Annotated in this window: 17 protein-coding genes; 12 read left to right on the forward strand and 5 right to left on the reverse strand. The window is 73.3% G+C overall.

The annotated features are described in order from the left end of the window. Positions 1 to 125 precede the first annotated feature (125 nt). A complete protein-coding gene (locus OG338_RS25385) occupies positions 126 to 3,896 on the forward strand; it encodes a S8 family peptidase (RefSeq protein ID WP_405939525.1) in 3,771 nt (1,256 codons plus the stop codon). Between the two features lie 65 nt (positions 3,897 to 3,961). Here OG338_RS25385 and OG338_RS25390 read toward each other — a convergent pair whose 3' ends face one another. Next, positions 3,962 to 5,191, reverse strand: a complete 1,230-nt coding sequence (locus OG338_RS25390) for an MFS transporter (protein WP_405939526.1) — start codon at positions 5,189 to 5,191, stop codon at positions 3,962 to 3,964. Between the two features lie 148 nt (positions 5,192 to 5,339). Further along, positions 5,340 to 6,377: a hypothetical protein gene (locus OG338_RS25395; protein ID WP_405939527.1), complete on the reverse strand. Its 1,038-nt coding sequence runs from the start codon at positions 6,375 to 6,377 to the stop codon at positions 5,340 to 5,342. Between the two features lie 114 nt (positions 6,378 to 6,491). On the opposite strand from OG338_RS25395, the gene OG338_RS25400 reads away from it, so the two are divergent. Next, the gene (locus tag OG338_RS25400) at positions 6,492 to 7,058 is read left to right on the forward strand and encodes a dihydrofolate reductase family protein (protein WP_405939528.1); all 567 of its coding nucleotides are present in this window, start codon (positions 6,492 to 6,494) and stop codon (positions 7,056 to 7,058) included. A gap of 43 nt (positions 7,059 to 7,101) precedes the next feature. Here OG338_RS25400 and OG338_RS25405 read toward each other — a convergent pair whose 3' ends face one another. Beyond that, positions 7,102 to 8,631 carry a peptidoglycan-binding protein gene (locus OG338_RS25405; protein WP_405939529.1) on the reverse strand — a complete coding sequence of 510 codons (1,530 nt, stop codon included), beginning with the start codon at positions 8,629 to 8,631 and terminating at the stop codon, positions 7,102 to 7,104. A 330-nt stretch (positions 8,632 to 8,961) separates the two neighbouring features. Here OG338_RS25405 and OG338_RS25410 point away from each other — a divergent pair, with 330 nt between their 5' ends. From OG338_RS25410 to OG338_RS25420, 3 genes are read left to right on the forward strand one after another with little or no spacing between them, the layout of a single operon-like run. Then, complete coding sequence (locus tag OG338_RS25410) at positions 8,962 to 9,195, forward strand: acyl carrier protein (RefSeq protein WP_405939530.1); 234 nt, start codon at positions 8,962 to 8,964, stop codon at positions 9,193 to 9,195. After that, positions 9,192 to 10,436: a beta-ketoacyl-[acyl-carrier-protein] synthase family protein gene (locus OG338_RS25415; RefSeq protein ID WP_405939531.1), complete on the forward strand. Its 1,245-nt coding sequence runs from the start codon at positions 9,192 to 9,194 to the stop codon at positions 10,434 to 10,436. Before OG338_RS25410 ends, OG338_RS25415 begins: the two co-directional genes overlap by 4 nt. A 22-nt stretch (positions 10,437 to 10,458) precedes the next feature. Beyond that, positions 10,459 to 11,379: an alpha/beta fold hydrolase gene (locus OG338_RS25420; protein WP_405939532.1), complete on the forward strand. Its 921-nt coding sequence runs from the start codon at positions 10,459 to 10,461 to the stop codon at positions 11,377 to 11,379. A 21-nt stretch (positions 11,380 to 11,400) separates the two neighbouring features. On the opposite strand, the gene OG338_RS25425 is transcribed toward OG338_RS25420, so the two are convergent. After that, positions 11,401 to 13,884, reverse strand: coding sequence for an endonuclease/exonuclease/phosphatase family protein (locus OG338_RS25425; RefSeq protein ID WP_405939533.1), 2,484 nt, complete (start codon positions 13,882 to 13,884; stop codon positions 11,401 to 11,403). 332 nt (positions 13,885 to 14,216) lie between these two features. Between OG338_RS25425 and OG338_RS25430 the strand changes: the two genes are divergently transcribed. The 7 genes from OG338_RS25430 to OG338_RS25460 all read left to right on the forward strand — a co-directional run bounded on the left by OG338_RS25430 (position 14,217) and on the right by OG338_RS25460 (position 21,517). Further along, positions 14,217 to 15,485 (forward strand): ROK family protein, encoded by a 1,269-nt coding sequence (locus OG338_RS25430; protein ID WP_405939534.1) that lies wholly within the window; start codon positions 14,217 to 14,219, stop codon positions 15,483 to 15,485. Between the two features lie 362 nt (positions 15,486 to 15,847). Next, positions 15,848 to 16,372 (forward strand): flavin reductase family protein, encoded by a 525-nt coding sequence (locus OG338_RS25435; protein WP_405939535.1) that lies wholly within the window; start codon positions 15,848 to 15,850, stop codon positions 16,370 to 16,372. Positions 16,373 to 16,392: 20 nt separating this feature from the next. Continuing rightward, positions 16,393 to 17,460: an ABC transporter substrate-binding protein gene (locus tag OG338_RS25440; protein WP_405939536.1), complete on the forward strand. Its 1,068-nt coding sequence runs from the start codon at positions 16,393 to 16,395 to the stop codon at positions 17,458 to 17,460. Beyond that, entirely contained in the window at positions 17,457 to 18,326 is an 870-nt protein-coding gene (locus tag OG338_RS25445; RefSeq protein WP_405939537.1) for an ABC transporter permease, read from the forward strand. Before OG338_RS25440 ends, OG338_RS25445 begins: the two co-directional genes overlap by 4 nt. Further along, on the forward strand, positions 18,302 to 19,105 hold the full coding sequence (locus OG338_RS25450; RefSeq protein WP_405939538.1) for an ABC transporter ATP-binding protein: 804 nt from the start codon (positions 18,302 to 18,304) through the stop codon (positions 19,103 to 19,105). The genes OG338_RS25445 and OG338_RS25450 overlap by 25 nt, the downstream gene beginning before the upstream one ends. Then, positions 19,089 to 20,477 (forward strand): LLM class flavin-dependent oxidoreductase, encoded by a 1,389-nt coding sequence (locus tag OG338_RS25455; RefSeq protein ID WP_405939539.1) that lies wholly within the window; start codon positions 19,089 to 19,091, stop codon positions 20,475 to 20,477. Before OG338_RS25450 ends, OG338_RS25455 begins: the two co-directional genes overlap by 17 nt. Then, positions 20,474 to 21,517 (forward strand): aldo/keto reductase, encoded by a 1,044-nt coding sequence (locus tag OG338_RS25460; protein ID WP_405939540.1) that lies wholly within the window; start codon positions 20,474 to 20,476, stop codon positions 21,515 to 21,517. Before OG338_RS25455 ends, OG338_RS25460 begins: the two co-directional genes overlap by 4 nt. On the opposite strand, the gene OG338_RS25465 is transcribed toward OG338_RS25460, so the two are convergent. Continuing rightward, the gene (locus OG338_RS25465) at positions 21,518 to 21,880 is read right to left on the reverse strand and encodes a nuclear transport factor 2 family protein (protein ID WP_405939541.1); all 363 of its coding nucleotides are present in this window, start codon (positions 21,878 to 21,880) and stop codon (positions 21,518 to 21,520) included. Positions 21,881 to 21,882 lie beyond the last annotated feature (2 nt).

Here is a 21,882-nt window from a genome sequence, read left to right on the forward strand (position 1 = left end):
GCTTGAGGGTGGCCTGAACTCGCCCTCGTAACGCCCCGTCCGGGACCGGCGGTTAGCCGCCACGGCACATTCGCGCCAGGCGCGGACCGTCCCGCGGCGGCCGGTTTACCGGTAGATCATCACCCATGACTTTCTCCCCCTCCACCGCGACCGGCCGGGCGAGACTCGCACGCGCCGGGCGACGCACCCTCGTCATAGCCACCGCGGCGGCCCTGATGAGCGGCGCGCTGCTGCCCGTCGCGGGCGCCGCCCACGCCGCCCCCGCTTCCCCCACCATGGCGACCACCCCGGCAACCACCCCCGCCTCGGCGCCCGTTCACCGCTACGACATCACCCTGGTCACCGGTGACGTCGTCCACTACACGGACGGCACGGGCAACCAGGACACCGTCACCGTGGACCGCCCCGAGGGCGCGACCGGGGGCGTCCACGTCCAGCAGGCCGGGGACGACCTCTACGTCCTGCCCGACGAGGCGCAGAGCCTGCTCGCGGCCGGGAAGCTGGACCGCCGCCTCTTCAACGTCTCGGCGCTCGCGAAGATGGGCTACGACGACAAGAGGACCGGCGGCATCCCGCTGATCGCCACCTACCCCGCGTCCAAGGCCCGTTCGCTGCCCGTCGCGCCGCGCGGCAGCAGGACCGTCCGGCAGCTGGAGTCCATCCACGGCGCCGCCCTCAAGGCCGGCAAGGACACCGCCCGCGCCTTCTGGAACGACATCGCGCGCACCGCCACGGCCCGCTCGCTGGACGACGGCATCGCCAAGCTCTGGCTCGACGGCCGCGCCGAGGCCGCGCTCAAGGACTCGGTGCCGCAGATCAACGCCCCGCAGGCATGGGCCGAGGGCTACGACGGCAAGGGCATCAAGGTCGCCGTTCTGGACACCGGTATCGACGAGGACCACCCGGACGTCAAGGACCGCATCCTGGAGACGAAGAGCTTCGTCCCGGGTGAGGAGGTGGACGACAAGAACGGCCACGGCACGCACGTCGCCTCCACCATCGCCGGCTCCGGCGCCGCGTCCGGCGGCGTCAACAAGGGCGTCGCCCCCGAGGCCGGGCTGCTCGTCGGCAAGGTCCTCAGCGACGAGGGCTCCGGCGCCGACTCCGGCATCATCGAGGCCATGGAGTGGGCCAGGGCGGAGGGCGCCGACGTCGTCTCCATGAGCCTCGGCTCACCGGTCGCCGACGACGGCACCGACCCCATGTCCCAGGCCGTCAACACCCTCTCCGCGGACGGCGGCCCGCTCTTCGTGATCGCCGCCGGCAACGCGTACGGCGCGGGCACCATCGGCTCGCCCGGCTCCGCCGACAAGGCGCTCACCGTCGCCGCCGTCGACAAGCGGGACGCCCGCGCCGACTTCTCGTCCATGGGCCCGCTGGTGCGCAGCTACGGCCTGAAGCCGGACCTGTCCGCGCCCGGCGTCGACATCAACGCCGCCGCCTCGCAGTCCGTCCCCGGCATCGAGGGCATGTACCAGTCGATGTCCGGTACGTCGATGGCCACCCCGCACGTCGCGGGCGCCGCCGCCATCCTCAAGCAGCGGCACCCCGACTGGTCCGGTCAGCGCATCAAGGACGCGCTGATGACCTCGTCCAAGGTGCTGCCCGACTACACCCCGTACGAGCAGGGCACCGGCCGCCTCGATGTGAAGGCCGCCGTCGACACGACCATCGAGGCCACGGGCTCCGTCGCGGTCGCCGCGTACGACTGGCCGCACAGCGCCTTTGACCCGGTCACCGAACGCACCCTCACCTACCGCAACACGGGCGCCGCCGATGTCACCCTCGACCTGGCGACGGACAGCGGCTCGGACGCGTACACGCTGTCCGCGAAGCGGCTGACCGTCCCGGCCGGCTCCACCGCCGAGGCCGTCCTGACGCTCGACCCGTCGAAGGTCGACGCGGGCACCACGTTCTCCGGCCAGGTGATCGCCGAGGACGCGTCCGGCGCCGTCGTCGCGCACACCGGCTTCGCGCTCACCAAGGAGCAGGAGCTCTACGACCTCACGCTCCGGCTCCGCGACCGCTCCGGCAAGCCCATGGACGGCACCGTCGTCCTCGGCGCGCTCGGCGACCCGAACCTGTCGCCGGTCGCCGTGTCCGGTGACACCACGCTCCGCCTGCCCCCGGGCAACTACACCGCCTGGGCCGCCGCCGACGTCAAGGGCGACACCGCCGACTCGCGGGCCATCGCCTTCCTGGCGGTCCCCGAGATCATCCTGAACAAGCCGGTCACGGCCACCCTCGACGCCTCCGAGGCCCGCAAGGTCAGCGTGCGCACGCCGAAGGAGACCGAGACCCGGCAGCTGCGCTACGACATGGCGCGCACCGCACCGGACGGCACCGTCCAGCGCGACGCGTACCAGATCCCGCTGACGTACGACCAGCTGTGGGCGACTCCCACCAAGAAGGTCACTCAGGGCGACTTCTCCTTCCTGACCCGCTGGCGCCAGAGCGAGAAGCTGCTCGATTTGACCGCCGACGGCCGGGACGTCCCGGCCACCGTGCAGAGCGGTTCGCCGGTCGCCGAGGACAGCCGCGCCAAGCTCCGCGGCGTCTACGCGGGCACCGGCTCCGCCGCCGAGTACAAGCACCTGGACGCCAGGGGCAAGGCCGTCGTCATCCGCGGCAGCGACACGGTGACCCCGGCCGACCGGGCCGCGGCCGCCATCGCCGCCGGCGCCAAGGCGCTGTTCGTCGTCAACCAGGGCGACGGCCGGCTGATGGAGGCGTACGCCGACTACGGCACCACGCTCCCCATCCCGGTCGCCACCGTCCAGCGGCTCGCCGGCGAGCGCCTGATCAAGACCGCCCAGCGCGGCAGGAAGCTCACCGTCGAACAGCACCGGTTCGCGAGCTACGTCTACGACCTGGTCGACCGCCACAACGGCGCGGTCCCGGACCGCTCGCTCGCCTACACCCCGTCCACCCGGCAGCTGGCGAAGATCGAGAACACCTTCTACGGCCACCGCGACGTCGTCGGCGGCGGCTTCCGCTACGACATCCCCGAATACGGCCCCGGGCTCGGCTTCGAGGAGTACGAGAAGTTCCCCGGCACCCGCACCGAGTGGGTCACCCCGCTGCCGGGCGCCTCTTTCTGGTACGAGAACCACTCCCAGTTCAACGAGGAGGGCACCGACACCGCGCTGGAGGAGCGCGGCGGCGAGATGGACTACCGGGCCGGCTCCACCAACAGGGCCCAGTGGTTCGCGCCCGTCACCCGGCCGCGCCTGGGCACCGCCTTCTGGGGCCCGAACCGCTCCCAGTACGGCGACATCCAGTACAACATCACCCCGTGGACGGACGGCGGTGCCGGGCACTCGGGCTCCATGCCGGACAAGGAGTACGACACCGGCAAGGTGACGGTCTACCAGGGCGACAAGCTGCTCGACGAGTCCCCGGGCCGGGCCGGCTACATCGGCGACCTGCCCGACGAGAAGCTGCCCTACCGCCTGGTGCTGGACGCCTCGCGCGACGCGGACACCTGGAAGACGTCCGTACGCACCCACTCGGAGTGGTCGTTCGTCTCGGGCGCCCTCGACCCGGAGGGTCCGTACCAGGTGGACATCCCGATGCTCCAGCTGGACTACGACGTCGCCACGGACCTCGCCGGTGACGTGCGGGCCGGCAAGTGGACCGAGATCGGTCTGTCGGCCACCACGCAGGAGTGGCTGGACGGTGCCGTGAAGGCCACGAAGGCTTCCCTGTCGGTGAGTTACGACGACGGGAAGACCTGGAGCGCGGTGTCGCTCAAGAAGGACCGGACGGGTTCCTGGACCGCCCGGTTCAAGACCCCGAAGAAGGGCGCCAAGGCGGTCTCCCTCAAGGCCCACGCCGAGGCCGCCGGCGGCCTCGCGGTGGACCAGGAGATCATCCGGGCGTTCGGCCTGAAGTGACCCGCTGAACCCTTCGTGCGAGGCGGCCGCTCGCCCCTTCCGGGGCGGGCGGCCGTTCCCGTGCGTCAGACCGCGTCCACCACCTCCGCCCCCGTACGGACCCGCCGCACACCGGCGCCCCACACCGCCGCCGCGCACAGCAGCGCCGGGGCCGCCGCCACCGCGCAGCACAGGGCGAGCGGCAGCCGGTCCACCAGCAGCCCCACCGTCGCGGTGCCGCCCGACGAGCCCGCGTTGAACGCGGTGTTGACCCAGGCGCCCGCCCGGGTGCGCCGGGCCGCGTCCGCCGACTCGTCCGCGATCAGGTAGGCGGTCGTGAGCGCCGGTGCGAGGAACAGCCCGGCCGCGCCGGCCACGGCGATCAGCACGTACACGCTGCCCGCGAGCCCGGCCACCGCGACCGCGCCGGAAAGTCCGGCGGCCAGCACCGGCAGCCGCACCCCGAGCGGGGCCCGCCACCGCAGCGCCCCGTAGGCCAGGCCCCCGACCGCGCTCGCCGCCGACAGGGCGGCCAGCACCCAGGACACCGCCGACGCCCGGTGCATCGCCTCGGTGAGGGCCACCGCCAGCAGGTCCAGCGCCCCGAGGCAGAGCCCCACGGCCGCCGTCAGCAGCACGGCCCGCCGCAGCGCGGGTACGGCGCTCAGCCGCAGACCGGGCGCGGCCGGTCCGGCCGCCGCAGTGCGGTGGACCGGCTTCCCGCGCGGCACGGCCGGCGAGGCCGCCAGCGCCCCCGCCCCCACCGCGATCAGCACCGCACCGGCCAGCACGGCGGCGGCGGGCCCGGTCGCCGTCACCGCGACGCCCACCAGCAACGGCCCGGTGACGTACAGCAGTTCCTCGGCCACCCCGTCCAGGCTGTACGCGCGGCGCAGCAGCTCCCGGTCGGGGACGAGGTCGCTCCACAGCGTCCGCATGACCGGGCCGAGCGGCGGAGTGCAGACCCCGGCCGCCGTGGCGAGGACCCCGAGGACCACGGGGGAGGCGCCCGGCCGCCAGGTGACCAGGGCGAGGGCGCTGAGCAGCACCGCGTACAGACCGGCCATCGGCGGCAGGGCGCGGCGCGCCCCGTACCGGTCGATCAGCCCGGCCCGGGCGGGGGACAGGCACACACTGGCGGCCCCGAACAGGGCCATGACGGCACCGGCGGCCGAGTAGGAGCCGGTGGCGTCCTTGACGGCGAGCAGCAGGGCGAGCGGGGCGATTCCGTAGGAGAGCCGCCCGGTCAGCGCGGCGGCGAAGGCGCGCGCGGCGTGCGGCACGCGCAGGACAGCGAGGTACGAAGGAGTGGACACGACGGTCTTCCTCGGGAGGGCGGCGCGGGCTCGCCGCGCCACAGGTATGCGGGGACACCGGAGCGCCGCACCCGGTACGCCGGGCGCGGTCTCGACGGGGTCCTACGCACGAGGAAGAAACACGCGGGCAAGGTAGCAGAGGCCCGCCCTACCCGACGACCTCCGGATTGGCCGCCAGGATCTCCTCCGTGACCGCCCACAGCCGGGGCACGAAGCGCAGCACCTCGTCGCGCCGGGCGAGCAGGCCGGCGGTGTCCGTGAGGCCGGTGAGGTCCGCGACCGCGTCCCGGAAGGCCGGCAGCCGGGCGGTGTGCAGGGCGGGCGCGTCCGCGGCCAGCACGGTGTGGCAGCGGGCGAAGGTCGCCAGGATCCAGAACACCGCCTCCCGGTGGTCGCCCCGGTCGATCAGCTCCCGGCTGCCGTCCACGGCGACGGGCCGGGCCCGCTCGGTGAGGTCGCCGGCGAAGAAGAACGGCGTGCGCGCGACGGGGACCGTGGCGTCGAACGTCCGCGTCAGCTCGGCGAGATGGTGCCGGACCAGCGGCGCGGACACCTCCGCGCAGCCCAGGAGCGCCAGCAGCTCCGGATACCGCGCCTCCTGCCCGTACGCGGAGAGCACATCGCGCACGGCGGGGTAGCGCAGCCGGACGGTCGGGTTGCGCAGGGCGGCCACCAGCGGGACGTGCGTGGTGACCCCGGTGGGGAAGAGCCAGGCCAGCACCCGGGCGGCGAACGGCTGCGCGGGGTCGAGCGCGGCGAGCCGGCTCTCGACGCGGTGCCGGGCGTCCAGACACCGCCGCCGCACATGGTCCCGCCGGGCGAAACGCGGTGCGACGTACGCGTGCAGCGCGCGCAGCCGCCCCGTGGGGTCGTCGACGACGGTGTCCCGGCGGAAGCCGCCCGCCAGGTGGTACGCGCCCAGCACCGCTGCCGGGTCGGCCAGCAGGGACCACGGCTCGTAGGTGATCTCCAGGAGCGCGCCCCGGTGCGGGAGCTTGCCGGGCTTCTCCGGCGCGGCCCCGGCCGTCACCACGACCACGTCCACGTCCGAGGAGACCGGCAGCTCCGCGTCGTCCGGCCGCCCGACCGTGGACCCGCTGAAGTAGGCCCCCAGATAGTCCGGCGCGGGCCGGGCGTACGCGGCCACCCAGTGCGCGGCGGCGGCACGCGCCTCTCCGATCCTCATGCCCGACACCTACGCGCCGGTCCGGCTCGGCGTCAAGCACGAGCGGGCCGGCGCCCGGTAACGTCGGCGGCGTTTCCCGCCCCCCGTCCCCGTGAACGCCCGGTGAGGTGTGCCATGAGCAAGGTCGTCTACTGGATGTCGATGTCCCTCGACGGTTTCATCGAGGGCCCGGACCGGAACATCGGCTGGCATGTGATCGATGACGAGCTGCACCGCTACTTCAACGACCAGCTGGCCGGCATGGGCGCCATGCTGGACGGCCGCGTCACCCATGAACTGATGGCGGACTTCTGGCCCACCGCGGACGAGGACCCGGCCAACGCCGGGCCCACCGCCGAATTCGCCCCCATCTGGCGGAACACCCCGAAGTACGTGTACTCGCGGACGCTGGAGCACGCCGACTGGAACACCACGATCGTCCGCGAGGTCGTCCCGGAGGAGGTCGCGGCCCTCAAGGAGCGGACCGACGGGGACCTCGCGCTCGGCGGCGCCGGGCTCGCCGCGTCCTTCGCCGCGCTCGGCCTGATCGACGAGTACCGCGTCTATGTGCAGCCGGTCCTCATCGGCCGGGGCAAGCCGATGTTCCCGGCCGGGGAGACCGTGCGGCCGCTGCGCCTCACCGGCACCCGCGCCTTCGGCAACGGGGTCGTGGAACTGCGCTACGAGCCCGCCGGCCGGTGACGCCCCGGGGCCGGCCCGGGACGCCACCGCTCCGCCGGCTCCGTCAGCGGCCCGCCTGGAGCGCCGCCCAGGTGCCGGGGCCCACGATCCCGTCGGCCGTCAGCCCCCGCCCCGTCTGATAGGTGCGCACCGCGGTCGCGGTCGCCGGGCCGAAGCGGCCGTCCGCGTCCACCGTCGAGCCCAGCGCCGCCGTCAGGGCCCGCTGGAGCCGCTTCACGTCCTCGCCGGTGGCGTCCTCGGCGAGCACCGGGGTCGCCCCGGCGGACAGCAGCGCCGTCCATGTCCTGGCGCCCACGACCCCGTCCGCGTCGAGTCCGTGCGCCGACTGGAACGAGGTCACCGCGGCCGCCGTGGCGGGCCCGAAGCTGCCGTCCGCCTCGCCCGCCGCGTAACCCTGGTCGTTCAGCAGCCGCTGGAGGGCGGTGACCTGAGGACCCGTCGAGCCGGACCGCTGGGTCGTGTACGTGGCGAAGCTCAGCCCGTCCCGGGTCTCGCCGCCCGTCCCGCTGCCGGTGACGAGCTCCATGTAGCGGTCCCAGTCCCAGTAGGGGCCGGGGTCCGTGTGGTCGTTGCCCGGGGCCTCGCTGTGCCCGATGATGTGCGCCCGGTCCTTCGGGATGCCGTACCTGTCGCACAGCGAGGCGGTCAGCGCGGCCGACGAGCGGTACATCGCGTCCGTGAACCAGGTGGGGTCGTCGATGAAGCCCTCGTGCTCGATGCCCAGTGCCGAGGCGTTGGCGCTGCGCGCGTGGTACGCGGTGTCGGAGTCCCGCACCATCTGGGTGATCTGCCCGTCCGACGACCGCACCACGTAGTGCGCGCTCACCTCGGACACGGGGTCCTGGAACCAGCTGATCGAGCCCGCGTACGAGCCCTGCGTGACATGGACGACGATCTTGTCGATCTTCGCGGTCCGGCCGCTCGCGTAGTTGTTCGGGTCGGCCGGGACCCAGAGCGCGGCCGGGTAGTCGGCGCTCCGGGCACCGATGCCCGCCACCGGGACCCCGTCCCGCTCCGGGGAGACCGGCCGCCCGGTCACCGTGATCCGCTCGCCGCCCGGGGTGAGCGCGTCGAGCCCGTCGGCCAGGAAGGTGTAGACCGTGTCGGCGTAGAGCGCGGCGGCGGTGCCCCGGGTGCCGCTGTAGCGGGCGACGGCCGGGTACCAGGCGTCGAGGTCGTCGCGGTCCGCCGCGTCGAGGCCGAGCCCGTCCGCGTAACCGCGCAGCAGGGCCGCGCCGCCCAGGATGTTGGCGGCGGTGTCGGTGCGCAGGGTGGCGGCCGGCTCGCCGGTGAGGGCGGCGGCGCGTTCCAGGGAGTGCCGCGTCGGGTTGCTGACCAGGTGCATCACCCCGTAGCCGCCCGCCTGGCTCGGGTGTCCGGAGTGGCCGTCGAGGCGGGTCTCGCCGTACCCGACGGCGGCGAGCAGATCGCGCGGTACGTCGAAGGCCCGGGCGGCCCGAGTGAACGCCCGGTCCATCGGGTGCCCGGGGTCCGCCGCCGCGAGGGCCGGGGAGCCGGTCGCGACGAGGACGGTGGCGGTGAGGGCCGCCAGGGCGGAGGCACGTGTGGGCATACCTGCTCCTGCTCTGTGGGGGGAGGGCGCCCGGGGCCGGGCACCCGCGAAGCCTGCTCACGATAGAGAGCCACCGAAGGTATGACAATCAGTCCGCGCGCGTGTCGAACCACCGCCACTCCGGAGGAGTTGACGGCCCGTGAGTACGTGCGCGCCGCGCCGGATTCGTACACCTGGGCGACAGCCCACCGCACGGGGGAACGCGGGCCGGGCCCGCCGCCGACAGGGCGTATAACAGAGAACTCCGGACCGGCCGGCGTCCCCGATGGCACTCACATCTCACGCGGCAAGGCGTCACCGCGTACGACAGCGGAGAAGCGCCCGATGAGCATGAGCACGGCAGACGAGGTCAGCACCTTGCTGACCGCCAACTTCGGAACCGACCCCGTGGCGATCCGCCCCGACGTGCCGCTCAGGCAGCTCCGGCTGGACTCGCTGGCGCTGGAGGAGCTGCGGCTCCTCATCGAGGACCGGCTCGGCATCGACCTGGACGACATCCAGCTCACCTCGCGCGACACCGTCGGCCAGCTGGTCGACGCCGTGCACCGCAAGGCCGCCGCGTGACGGCCCCCTACCGCCTGCCGCCGTTCGCCGCGGCCGTCACCGGCATCGGCCTCGTCACCTCGGCGGGCGTCGGCGCCGAGGCCACCTGGCGCGCCGTGAACGACCCCGCGACCGCGCCCTGTGTGCCGCACCGCACCGAACTGGCCGGACTGCCCTGCGACTTCATGTACAGCGTGACCGGCCTCGACACCCGGGCCGTGCTCGGCGTCGCCGCCCACCGGCTGATGGACCGCTTCTCGCACCTCGCCGTCATCGCCGCCCGCGAGGCCGTCGCCGACGCGGGCCTGGACCCCGCCGTCTGGGACAGCGGCCGGGTCGCCGTCGTCATCGGCTCCGCCCACGGCGGCCTGCCCTTCTACGACGAACAGCACACCGCCCTCACCGAACGCGGCGCCCGCCGCGTCTCGCCCAAGCTCGCCCCGCTCACCGTCGTCAACGGCGCCGCCAGCAGCGTCGCCACCGACCTCGGCGCCCACGGCCCCAGCCAGGCCGTCTCCACCGCCTGCTCCTCCGGCACCGTCGCCATCGGCACCGCCCACCAGATGCTGCGCACCGGCGCCTGCGACATCGTCGTCGCCGGCGGCGCCGAGTCCGTCTGCTCCCGTCTCCTGATCGCCAGCGCCTGCCGCCTGAAGGCCGTCTCCACCCGCATCGACGACCCGCAGGCCGCCTGCCGCCCCTTCGACACCCACCGCGACGGCTTCGTCGTCGGCGAGGGCGCCGGGCTCCTCGTCCTGGAACGCCCCGAACACGCCCGCGCCCGGGGCGCCACAGTCCGCGCCCACGTCACCGGCTACGGCTCGTCGAGCGACGCCTATTCGGCCGTCGCCCCCGACCCGGACGGGCTCGGCATCGAACGCGCGCTGCGCACCGCCCTCGCGGACGCCGGGACCGACCCCGCCGCCATCGGCCACGTCAACGCGCACGGCACCTCCACCGTCTCCAACGACCTGATCGAGACGGCCATGCTCCGCCGGGTCCTGGGCGAACACCCCCTCGTCACCTCCACCAAGGCGATGACCGGCCACACCCTCGGCGCCGCCGGAGGCATCGAGACCGCGCTCACCGTCCTCGCCCTCCAGCACCAGCTGATCCCGCCCACCGTCAATCTCGACGCCCCCGACCCGGACATCCCGGTCGAGGTGGTGAGCAAGGAGGCCAGGCCCGCCGCGTTCGAAGCGGCCGTCAAGACCTCGCTCGGCTTCGGGGGCCACAACGCCGCCCTCGTCCTCACCAGGTGACCGGGGCCAGGAACCAGACCTCATGACCGCTGAAATCATCCGCACCCTCACCGTCGACGGGCTGCGCTACCGCTACCGCGTCCTGCCGCAGCCCGCGCCCCGCACCGAACCGGTCGTCGTCCTCGGCGGCGCCCTCCAGGGCATCCACGGCTGGCCGCAGATGGACGAACACCTCGGCCCGCACGCCTCGGTGATCACCCTCGACCTGCCCGGCATGGGCGGCGCCGACCCGCTGCCGCCCGGCACCGGGGACGGCCTCCTGTGCGCCGCTGTCACCGGCGTCATGGACGACCTGGGCGCCGACCGGGTCAACCTCTTCGGCTTCTCCTACGGCACGTCCATCGCCTTCGGCTGCGCCCGTCGCCACCCCGGCCGGATCGCCCGCCTGGTCCTCGGCGGCGTACCGTCGCATCTCAGCGACGCCCAGCGCGACGGCTGGAGCCGGGCCGTCGACCGGCTGGCGGCCGGGGACGCGGAAGGGCTCGCCGCCCTGACCGCCGAGGCGCTGATGTGCCTGGACCCCGAACGGCCGGTCCACCGGCGGGAGCTGGCCCTCCGCTACGTCCGCCGGTCCTTCGTGCACGCCCTCACGCAGTCCCCGCACGCGGAGCGCTCACTGCGCCGGTCCCTTGAGCACCGCCCGGACTTCTCCGGCGGGCTGACCGGCGTCCCGGCGCTCGTCTTCGCGGGCGAGCACGACACCGTGACCTCGCCGCACCACCAGCGGGCCTTCGCGGCGACGATCGAGGGCAGCCGCTTCCTGACCATCGGCGAGTCGGACCACTGGGTCGTCCTGGAACGCCCCGACGACGTGGCGGACCTGGTGGCGCGCTTCCTGACCGACCGGCCGCTGGAACCCGCGCCCGCGCTGCGGCCGGTCGCGCCGCTGCCGCGCCCGCGTACGAGCGCGACGGCCCCGGTGCTGCCGCGGGCGGGCGGCTGAACCGCCCGCCCGCGGGCCGGGTCAGTGGTGCCCGCGGTGCCCGCCGTGGTCATGGCCGTGGCCGTGGCCGTTTCCGTGGCCGTGCCCGTGCTCCTGGGCGTTCACGTCGACGCGTACGATCTGCGGGTCGTGGTCGCTCGCCTGGTCGGCGAACTCCGCGTTGATGTGCACCACGTCGTAGTCGAAGCGGCGCACGCCCGGGCTGGTCAGGATGTGGTCGAGGGTCTGCGAGTTGCCCTCGTACACATAGCTGTACTGCTCGTTCTTCGGCAGCGTGGTGATCAGCGGCTTGAGGACCTTGCCGGCGGTCAGCGCGCCCACGGTCGGCGAGAACGCGAAGTCGTTGAGGTCGCCGAGGACCACGACCCGCGCCGACTTGTCCGCCGCCAGCAGCGACTTGACGAAGGTGTTGACCTCCTTCGCCTGCTGCACCCGCTGGGTCTCCGAGCTGCGCACCGGCTCCTGGTAGCGCCCGTGCAGGGGCTGGTCGCCGCCCTTCGACGCGAAGTGGTTGCCGATGACGAAGACCGGCTTCCCGTGGAAGCGGAACTCACCGACCAGCGGCTTGCGGCTGCTGTCCCAGGCCGTGCTCGTCGGGGCGATCCGGCCCGGCGACACCGACAGCGTGACGCCCTTCTTCGTCTTCACGGCCGCGACCGGGGTGGTGGCGTCGCCGCCCGGACGGTCCACGAAGCCGACCCGCTTCGCGTTGTACAGGAAGACGTTACGGATGTTGCCGCCGGGCTCGCCGCCGTCCTTGCCGTCCTCCGGGGCGACATAGCGCCACGAGTAGCGCGGGCCGCCCGCCGCGACGATCGCGTCCGTGAACCGCTTCAGCGTGGCCTCGGAGCCGACCGTGCCGTCGTTGACCGCGCCGTTGTCGTCCTGGATCTCCTCCAGCGACACGATGTCGGGCGAGGAGAGATTGACCGCGACGCCTTCGGCCAGCGTGTCGAACTTCGCCTGATCGTCCAGCGCGTCGAGGTTCTCCACGTTGTACGTGGCGACCGCCAGCTCCTTGCCCTTCTGCTTGCGTGTGACCTCGCGCTTCAGGTGGTGGTCGGTGACCTCGCCGAGCGCGGTGGCCTGGAGGTTGTAGCCGCCGTACGAGTCGTAGTCCAGGACGCCCGAGGTGGTCCCGGCGAGCACGTCGCCCACGTTCGCGGTGGGCACCGGCGCGGCCGGGTCCAGCGACATGACCTTGAGCCGGCCGGTGTTCTGGTCGGTGTACGAGGCGTAGAGCGTGCCGCCGCGCCGGGTCGGGTTCTGCTTCGGCTCGACCGTCACCCAGACCTCGTGGTACTTGGTCGTCGCGCCCGTGACCCTGGTGTCGGCGATCTGGACCCGGGTGCCCTCCAGCGACTCGTACAGATCCAGTGCGTACGTCGACGGCTCCAGGGGCAGCGCGTCGATCGAGCCGCCCCCGGCCGAGGGCACGTACTTCGACGGCACCGCCTTCGCGTCCAGCACCACCGGCGCGGGCAGCGCGTTCCCGGACGAGACGACCGTGACCTTCGGGGCGGTGATCTCGGTGACCGACTGGGTGGTGGACGACGGGTAGTACTCGTCCACGGTCCCGCTGACCAGCACCGAGTCGCCCACCTGGACGGCCGGGGCGGCGGAGCCGGTGTACACGAACACCCCCTCGCCGGTGCGCGGGTCGGTGTCCGGCGTGGTGTCCTGCATCCAGAAACCGCGTGACCCCGAGGTGCGGACCGCCGTGACGACACCGGGGACCCCGGTGACCGCCTGGCCGTCCAGCGGGGAGACCCGGGTGGTGCCCTGGATGTCGTGGATGCGCACGGTGCCGGGCTCGGTCGGGTTGCCCGGGTCACCCGGACCGCCCGGGTCCTCGCCGCCGCCCGAGGTCTCACCGGCCGCGTTCACCGGGGACGGGGTGCCCGAGGTCAGGTCGGCGGCGTTGTCGTCGGTGTCCGCGAGCGAGGCCGCCCGCGCCACGGAGGCGGTGGCCGAGGTGCCCTTGGCCGGTCCGCCGCCTTCCCGGACGACCGCGGTGCCGTAGCCGACCAGGTCCACGATCCGGGTGTCGGCGGCACAGTCGGCGGCCGTCTTGCAGGTCAGCGGTTCCGTCCCGGAGACCAGGGCCACGGTGCCGGCCGTGGCGGACATCGCGACGGTGCCCGTGGCGTCCGGGGCGGGCAGGGCCACCGTGCCGCCGGTGCCCGCCGCCTCCGCGACGAGATAGCGGCCGCCCGGGGCGACGGAACCGGTCAGCGTGGACACCTGCCACCGCGAGCCCGCCGACGGGGCGCCCGGCAGGTACTGGACGCTGAGCCCGTCCAGGCCGTACGCGGCGGAGCCGGCGTTGGCCAGCTCGATGAAGTCACGGGTCAGCGTCGCACCGGAGTTCCCGCCGCCCCCGTACACCTCGGAGATCACGGCGGTCGCGGACGGGGCCGCGAAGGCGGCGGGCAGCGCGGTCGCCGAGAGCGTCACGGCTACCGCGCCGGCCAGCAGGGCGGAACGGGTGGTGGATATGCGCACGGAGAATGCCCCTCAGAGTGTGGTGAGGGAGCACAAGCTATGCGCGTAGAACAGGCGATGACAAGGCATCAGAGGTGAATTCCGGAAAACGTTCGGTCACGCCCGGAGCTGTCCAGGATGCGGCAATGGTTTGACCGGGTTGCGCCGGTCCGGCTACGTTGCGCGGCATGCAGCGATCCGCATACCTCACGACGCGGGGTCACATCGACCTCAAGCGGGTGTGCTCCGCCGTGTGTCACCGCGCCTGAGGCACCGCGCCCGCGCCCTGTGCGCCCCGGCCCCGTGCCGCGCCGACACCGCGCCCATCGCCGCCCCGAGGTCTGGAAGACACGGTGAAGAGTCTCGCCGCCCCCGTCCGCCGCCCCCACGACACCCGCACCACCCCGCCGCGCCGCGCCGACATACCGGCCCCCGGGCCCGGCCGCCGCCCGACCGGCACCGGCTCCGTCCTCGGCGCGATCCTCGACCACGGGCCCGTCGCCCGGTCCACGGTCGCCCGCCTCACCGGCCTCTCGCCCGCCTCCGTCAGCGGCCATGTCGGCCGGCTGCTCGCCCGCGGACTGGTCCGGGAGGCCGCCGAGACCGCCGGGCCCAAGGGGCTCGGCCGGCCGCACATCCCCGTCGAGATCGACACCGGAAGCTATCTGGTGGCCGGCGCCCATATCGCCGTCGCCCACTCCACCCTGTCGCTGATGGACCTGCGCGGCCGGATCGTCGCCGAGGACCGGCGCCCCCACACCACCACGGACCCCCACCGCCTCCTGGCCCAACTCGCCGACCGGCTGCCCCCGTTGGCCGCCGCGCACGCCGGCGGGCGGACCGTCCTCGCGCTCGGCCTGGCCACCGGGCACCGCGTCGATCCGGTCGACGGGGTGATCGTGGCGCACCCGCAGCTCGGCTGGCGCGACGTCCCGGCCCGCGAGCTGCTCGCCGCCGCGACCGGGCTGCCCGTCCAGGTGGACAGCCACTCCCGCGCCCTGGCCCGGGCCGAGCAGCTGTTCGGCCAGGAGTCGACCCGGGCCAGCACCGTCCTGCTCTTCGTCGGCGCGGTCGTGGACGCCGCCTTCGCCACCGGGGGCACCCTGCACCGGGGACCGCGCTCCGGCGCGGGCAGCGTCGCCCATCTGCCCCTGGGTGCCGGGGGATCGGGCGGTGCGGAGCCGTGCCCCTGCGGGCGGTCCGGCTGCCTCCAGTCGGAGGTGTCCGAGCGGGCCATGGTGCGGCGCGCCGCCGCCCAGGGGCTGGTGACCGGGTCCTTCCCGGAGCTGCTGGACCGGGCGCTGGCCGGGGACGCCCGGGCGGTGGCGCTGTTCCGCCGGCGGGCCCGGCTGGTGGGGCGGGCGGCGGCCCTGCTCCTCGACATGTTCGACCCGGAGGTCCTGGTCGTGGTCGAGCCGGGGGCCGGGCGGATGCCGGAGTGCCTGGCCGATCTGCGGGCGGAGGCGGGCGCGCGGTCGGTGGTGTGCGACGACCCCGAGCGGGCCGTGGTGCCGAGCAGCTTCACCGGGTCGGTCCTGGCCGTGGCGGGTGCGGCGGTGGCCCTCGGCTCGCTGTACACGGACCCGCTGGGGCCGTGGCCTGCGCTGCCCGCGGTGTCCTGACGACGGGCCTGCCCCGCCCTTCCGTAATCCGATTTAATTCAGCCAGTTGCATTGTTGACCGGCCGCGAACGCCGACGGGATGATGGATTCATGACCAGCCGACAGCGGAATGCAGCGAAAGCGTCCTCGATGACGCCGCGCTTCCGCTCGTCCGCGTCTTCTTTTGTTTCTGCTTCTGCGCCCACCGCGCTCGCCGCCTCGCAGCCGTGTCGCGGCCGCTGTCCGGGTCTCCGGTAAACACCCGCTGATATCCGGCGAACTTTCCGCGCTTCCGTGCGCCTCGCCGTGCGCGTCCACGCCTTCGCGTAATTCCCGCTGCCTTTCTCTGCTGCCCTTTCGGCTTTTCACCTTCGGGAGACACCTTGACCGTCACCGTGCCCTCGTACGCGGCCCAGGCCGCCGCCCCCGCCCCGGCGGGGATCGCCCCCGACCGGTTCCGGCAGGCGTTCCGCCGCTACCCCGCCGGGGTCGTCGTCATCACCACCGATTCCGGGCGCGGCCCGGTCGGTTTCACCGCGACCTCGCTCACCTCGCTCTCGCTGACCCCGCCGCTCATCTCGTTCGGCATCGGCACCACCACCTCGTCCTGGCCGCACTTCGAGCACGCCCGTACGGCCGTCGTGCACTTCCTCGGCGCCGACCAGCAGCCCCTGGCCGCCACCTTCGCCACCAGCGGCATCGACCGCTTCGCCGCCCCTACCCGCTGGCACCGCCTGCCCGGCGGCGAGCCCTTGCTCGACGGGGTGGCCGGCCATCTGCGGGTGGCGGTCGAGCAGATCGTGCCGGCCGGTGACCACCGCATCGTCATCGCCCGGGTGGTGGAGGCCGAGCACGACGAGGGCCGCGGCCCGCTGCTCTTCCACGACGGCGCCTACCTCTCCCTCTGACCGGATCAGGACCTTTTCCCATGTCACGCCATCACGCATCCCCGGCGCTCGGCCGCCGCTCGTTTCTCGCCCTCGGCGGCTCCGCCCTCATCGGTACGCTGGCCGCCTGCTCGCCGCGGACACAATCCGTGGCGAGCGCCGAACCGGCCGGAAAACTGCCGTCCGGAGCGCCGCCGCCCGGCACGAAACTCTCCGTAGCCGTGCGCTCCACCCAACTCCAGCTCGGCCCGGCCGGACTGAAGAAGGACCTTCCCTTCACCGTTTCACAATGGCCCAACCTGGGCGCCGGCCCCGATATCATCCAGGGATTCCGGGCCCATTCCATCGACCTCGCCGTCAACGCCGGAATTCCGCCGATCCAGGCCCACGCCATCGGCGTCGGCGCGAAGATCGTCGCCGTGCAGGTGCGGAACAGTCCCTCGTACGTCTTCGCCACCGCACCCGGCTCCGGCATCCGCTCCACCGACGATTTCCGGGGCAGGAAGATCGGGTTCTCCCAGGGGCAGGCCCAGGGAGTCGTCGTGCTGCGGGCGCTGAAGCAGGCGGGCATCCCCACCAAGGACGTGGAGCTGGTCGCCCTGCCCAGCACCCAGTTCCTCACCGCTCTCCAGTCCCGGCAGGTCGACGTCGCCCCGCTGGGCGAACCCACCCTCACCAAATACCTCACCCAGTACGGCAAGGACGGGGCACGCGGTGTGAAGACCGATGTGGTGGACCTGCTCACGGTGCTCTGGGCGCCCAACGAGGTGCTGAACGACCGGGCCAAGGCCGCCGCCGTCCGCAGCTTCGTGCCGCTGTGGGCCCGGGGCCAGGTCTGGGCCTGGGAGCACACCGACGAGTGGATCGACACGTATTACGTCGAGGACCAGGGCGTCTCCCGGGAGGACGGCAAACGCATCGTCGCCTCCCTCAACAAGCCGCTCTTCCCGGCCTCCTGGGACGCGGCCATCGCCTGGGAGCAGGAGACCGCCGACCTGCTCGCCGCCGGCGGATTCGTACCGGAGCAGGACGCCACCGAGCTGTTCGACCGCCGCTTCGAGGGGCTGGCGGCCCAGGCCGTACCCGCCGAATACCGGGAGAAGTCATGACCGAGCTGCTGACCCACACCACCCGCCCCGCAGCACCCCCGGTCGCGCCACCGGTGAAGGCCGCCGCGCCCGCCCCCGCGCCGAAGACCCGCAGACGGCTCGGCCCCGGCCGGTCCGTCCCCTTCGGGCGGCTCATCGGCCCGGTCCTGGTCATCGCCCTGTGGTGGGCCGCCTCCGCCACCGGCTACCTGGACCCCCGGATACTCTCCAGCCCCGGCACGGTCCTCTCCACCGCGTCCGACCTCCTCTCCAGCGGCCGGCTCCAGGAGAACGTCCTCGTCTCGCTCCAGCGCGCCGGGCTCGGCCTCTTCTTCGGGGTGGGCGCCGGGGTCCTCCTCGCCGTCGCCGCCGGGCTGAGCCGGACCGGCGAATACCTCCTCGACGGACCGCTCCAGATCAAGCGGGCCATCCCCTCCCTGGCCATGCTCCCGCTGCTGATCCTCTGGCTCGGCATCGGCGAGCAGATGAAGGTCACCGTCATCGCGCTCGGCGTCGCGGTGAACATGTACGTCAACACGTACGCCTCGCTCACCGGCATCGACAGCCGCTACGTGGAACTCGCCGAAGGACTCGACCTGAGCCGCGCGCAGTTCATCCGCAAGGTCGTCGTCCCCGGCTCGCTGCCCGGGTTCTTCGTCGGGCTGCGCCTCGGCGTCACCGCGTCCTGGCTCGGCCTGATCGTGGTCGAGCAGATCAACGCCACCAGCGGCATCGGCTACATGATGTTCCAGGCCCAGCAGTACGCCCAGTCCGACGTGATCATCGTGGGCCTGGTGGCCTACGGGATCTTCGGCTTCGCGTCGGACGCGGCGGTACGCGCCGTGGAGAGGAAGGTCCTGTCATGGCGACGCACCCTGGCGGGCTGACCGCCCCCGGCGCGACGGCCCCCGCCCCGCGCCCCGCCATCCGCACCCGGAAACTCGTCCGCCGCTTCGGCGACCGCGACATCCTCAAGAAGCTCGATCTCACCGTCGCCCCCGGCGAGTTCACCGCACTGCTCGGGCGCAGCGGCTCCGGCAAGTCCACCCTGCTGCGCGCCGTCGCCCGCCTCGACCACACCGTCGCGGGCTCCGGCGAACTCGGCGTCCCCGACCGGGTCTCGCTCTCCTTCCAGGACTCCCGGCTGCTGCCCTGGCTCCGGCTCATCGACAACGTCACCCTCGGCCTGCGCGGCCCCGGCGCCCGGGAACGCGGCCTCACCGCCCTGGCGGAGGTCGGCCTGAAGGGCCGCGACCGCTCCTGGCCGCACGAGCTGTCCGGTGGCGAACAGCAGCGCGCCGCGCTCGCCCGCGCCCTGGTCCGCGAACCCGAACTCCTCCTCGCGGACGAGCCGTTCGGCGCCCTGGACGCGCTGACCCGGATCAAGATGCACGACCTGCTCCGGGAACTCCACGCACGCCACCGCCCCGCGGTGCTCCTGGTCACCCACGACGTCGACGAGGCCGTCGAACTCGCCGACCGCGTCCTGGTCCTGGAGGACGGCCGGATCTCCGTCGACCTCCCCGTCGACCTCCCGGCCCCGCGCTCCCGCCGCGACCCGCGCTTCCAGCAGTACCGGGACTCCCTCCTCACCGCCCTCGGGGTCACCGAGCCCCAGCCTCAGCCCCGTACCGAAGCGAAGGACTCCCATGACCCGCACGCCTGAGCGCAAGCAGCTCCACCTCAACGCCTTCCTCATGTCGACCGGCCACCACGAGGCGTCCTGGCGGCTGCCCGAGAGCCCGGCCGAGGCGAACTCCGACATCGAGCACTACAAGAACCTCGCCCGGATCGCCGAACGCGGCCGGCTCGACTCGCTGTTCCTCGCCGACAGCCCCGTCCTGATGGGCGACCCCGGCCGCCGCCCCGCCGCCAAGCTGGAGCCGACGGTCCTGCTCACCGCCCTCGCCGGCGCGACCAGCCGCATCGGCCTCATCGCCACCGCGTCGACCAGCTACAACGAGCCGTACAACCTGGCCCGCAGGTTCGCCTCGCTCGACCATGTCTCGGCCGGCCGGGCCGGCTGGAACATCGTCACCACCGCGGGCGCCGACGCGGCCCGCAACTTCGGCCTGGACGACACCCCGCTGCACCGCGACCGCTACCGGCGCGCCGGCGAGTTCGTGGAGGTGTCCACCAAGCTCTGGGACAGCTGGGCCGACGACGCGGTGATCGCCGACAAGGAGCGCGGGGTGCACGCCCTGGCCGAGCGGGTCAAGCAGATCGGGCACCGGGGCGAGTTCTTCCGGGTCGACGGACCGCTCAACGTACAACGGCCCCCGCAGGGCTACCCGTTGCTCGTGCAGGCCGGTTCCAGTGAGGACGGCAAGGACTTCGCCGCCCGGTACGCGGAGGCGGTGTTCACCGCCCAGCAGACCCTGGAGGAGGGCATCGCCTTCTACAAGGACGTCAAGGAGCGCACCACCGCCCTCGGCCGCAACCCGGACGGCATCAAGATCCTGCCCGGCATCGTCCCCGTCATCGGGGACACCGAGGCCGAGGCGCTGGCGCTCGACGCCGAGCTGGAGAACCTCATCGTCCCCGAGTACGCCAAACTCCAGCTCTCCCAGCGGCTGAGGATCGCCCCCGACGACCTCGACCTGGACGCGGAACTCCCCGAGGACATCCCCACCGAGGACGACATCGAGGGCGCCAAGAGCCGCTACACGCTCGTCGTGGAGCTGGCAAGACGCGAGAGGCTGACGGTACGTCAACTGATCGGCCGGCTCGGCGGCGGGCGCGGCCACCGCACCTTCGCCGGGACCGCCGAGCAGGTCGCGGGCACCATCGAGCACTGGTACGACAGCGGGGCCGCCGACGGCTTCAACATCATGCCCGCCGTCCTCCCGTCCGGCCTGGAGGTCTTCGTGGACCGGGTGGTGCCGATCCTCCAGGAACGCGGCCTGTTCCGCACCGAATACACCGCGAGCACCCTGCGCGGCCACTACGGACTGCCCCGCCCCGCCAACCGCCTCTTCGACCCCGTCACCCGCGACGCCGACAACTACGGAATCGGCCTGGAGGAGAACGCACGATGACGCACTACCGCCCCTTCGGCCGCACCGGAGTGCGGGTCAGCCCGCTGTGCCTGGGCACCATGATGTTCGGTGCCCGCGGCAACCCCGACCACGACGACAGCGTCCGGATCATCCACCACGCCCTGGACTCCGGCATCAACTTCGTGGACACCGCCGACGTCTACTCGGCCGGTGAGTCCGAAACCATCGTCGGCAAGGCGCTGGCGGGCGGCCGCCGCGACAACGTCGTACTGGCCACCAAATTCCACGGCAGCCTCGGCACCGACCCCAACGAGCAGGGGAACAGCCGACGTTGGATCATCCGTGAGGTGGAGAACAGCCTGCGCCGGCTGGACACCGACTGGATCGACCTCTACCAGGTGCACCGCCCGGAGCCCGGCACCGACTTCGACGAGACCCTGGGCGCCCTCTCCGACCTGGTCCGCCAGGGCAAGATCCGCTACATCGGCACCTCGACGTTCGAGCCGTCCGCGATCGTGGAGGGCCAGTGGACCGCCGAGCGGCGCGGCCGCGAACGCGTCGTCGCCGAGCAGCCCCCGTACTCGATCCTCGCCCGGGGCATCGAGCGCGAGGTGCTGCCCACCGCCCGGCGGCACGGCCTCGCCGTGCTGTCCTGGAGCCCGCTGGCCGGCGGCTGGCTCTCCGGCCGCTACCGCAGGGGCGCCGGCCGGCCGGACTCCAGCCGCGCCGCACGCCGGCCCGGCCGCTTCGACATCGCGTCCCCGGAGAACACCGCCAAGCTCGAAGCCGCCGAGGCGCTCGCCCAGCTCGCCGACGAGGCCGGGCTCACCCTCGTACAGCTCGCCCTGGCCTTCGTGCTCGAACACCCCGCCGTCACCTCGGCGATCATCGGCCCGCGCACCCTGGAACAGCTGGAGGGCCAGCTCGGCGCGGACCGGGTGCGGCTGAGCCAGGACGTGCTGGACCGGATCGACAAGATCGTGCCGCCCGGCACCAACCTCTCGTCCCAGGACGCCGGTTACCACCCGGCGGACCTCACCGACCCGGCCCTGCGCCGCCGTTCGCACCCCGCCGCGTGATCAGACGGCCGGCACCCGGTCCAGGAAGCCGCTGACCGAGGCGATCCGGCCGTCGTCGGCGAGCGTCGCCACGTCGAATCCGGCGACGGGCGCCGAGCCGTCGGGCGCCACCAGCTCCCACCCGAAGCGGACCACCGCGTGATGCCCGTCCACCGCCCCGACCGGCCGGAACGTGAACCCGGGGAACTGCTGCCGCGCCCCGCCGATGGCGGCCGCCAGCTGCTCGTGCCCCCGTACGTCGGCCAGCGGATCGGTGTACGCGGCCTCATCGGTGAACGCGGCGGCGACGGCCTTCTCCCGCTCGTCCGGACCGGCGTTCCAGGCGGTGAAGTAGCGCTGCACGGCGTCGTCGTACATGGTCATCG

Source organism: Streptomyces sp. NBC_00726, assembly GCF_045161735.1.
GTDB lineage: Bacteria > Actinomycetota > Actinomycetes > Streptomycetales > Streptomycetaceae > Streptomyces.

Coding starts and splice junctions, on each gene's coding strand:
- OG338_RS25465 (WP_405939541.1), bottom strand. CDS start 21,880: ATGACCATGTACGACGACGCCGTGCAGCGCTACTTCACCGCCTGGAAC.
- OG338_RS25440 (WP_405939536.1), top strand. CDS start 16,393: ATGTCACGCCATCACGCATCCCCGGCGCTCGGCCGCCGCTCGTTTCTC.
- OG338_RS25410 (WP_405939530.1), top strand. CDS start 8,962: ATGAGCACGGCAGACGAGGTCAGCACCTTGCTGACCGCCAACTTCGGA.
- OG338_RS25445 (WP_405939537.1), top strand. CDS start 17,457: ATGACCGAGCTGCTGACCCACACCACCCGCCCCGCAGCACCCCCGGTC.
- OG338_RS25450 (WP_405939538.1), top strand. CDS start 18,302: ATGGCGACGCACCCTGGCGGGCTGACCGCCCCCGGCGCGACGGCCCCC.
- OG338_RS25405 (WP_405939529.1), bottom strand. CDS start 8,631: ATGCCCACACGTGCCTCCGCCCTGGCGGCCCTCACCGCCACCGTCCTC.
- OG338_RS25455 (WP_405939539.1), top strand. CDS start 19,089: ATGACCCGCACGCCTGAGCGCAAGCAGCTCCACCTCAACGCCTTCCTC.
- OG338_RS25420 (WP_405939532.1), top strand. CDS start 10,459: ATGACCGCTGAAATCATCCGCACCCTCACCGTCGACGGGCTGCGCTAC.
- OG338_RS25385 (WP_405939525.1), top strand. CDS start 126: ATGACTTTCTCCCCCTCCACCGCGACCGGCCGGGCGAGACTCGCACGC.
- OG338_RS25400 (WP_405939528.1), top strand. CDS start 6,492: ATGAGCAAGGTCGTCTACTGGATGTCGATGTCCCTCGACGGTTTCATC.
- OG338_RS25460 (WP_405939540.1), top strand. CDS start 20,474: ATGACGCACTACCGCCCCTTCGGCCGCACCGGAGTGCGGGTCAGCCCG.
- OG338_RS25395 (WP_405939527.1), bottom strand. CDS start 6,377: ATGAGGATCGGAGAGGCGCGTGCCGCCGCCGCGCACTGGGTGGCCGCG.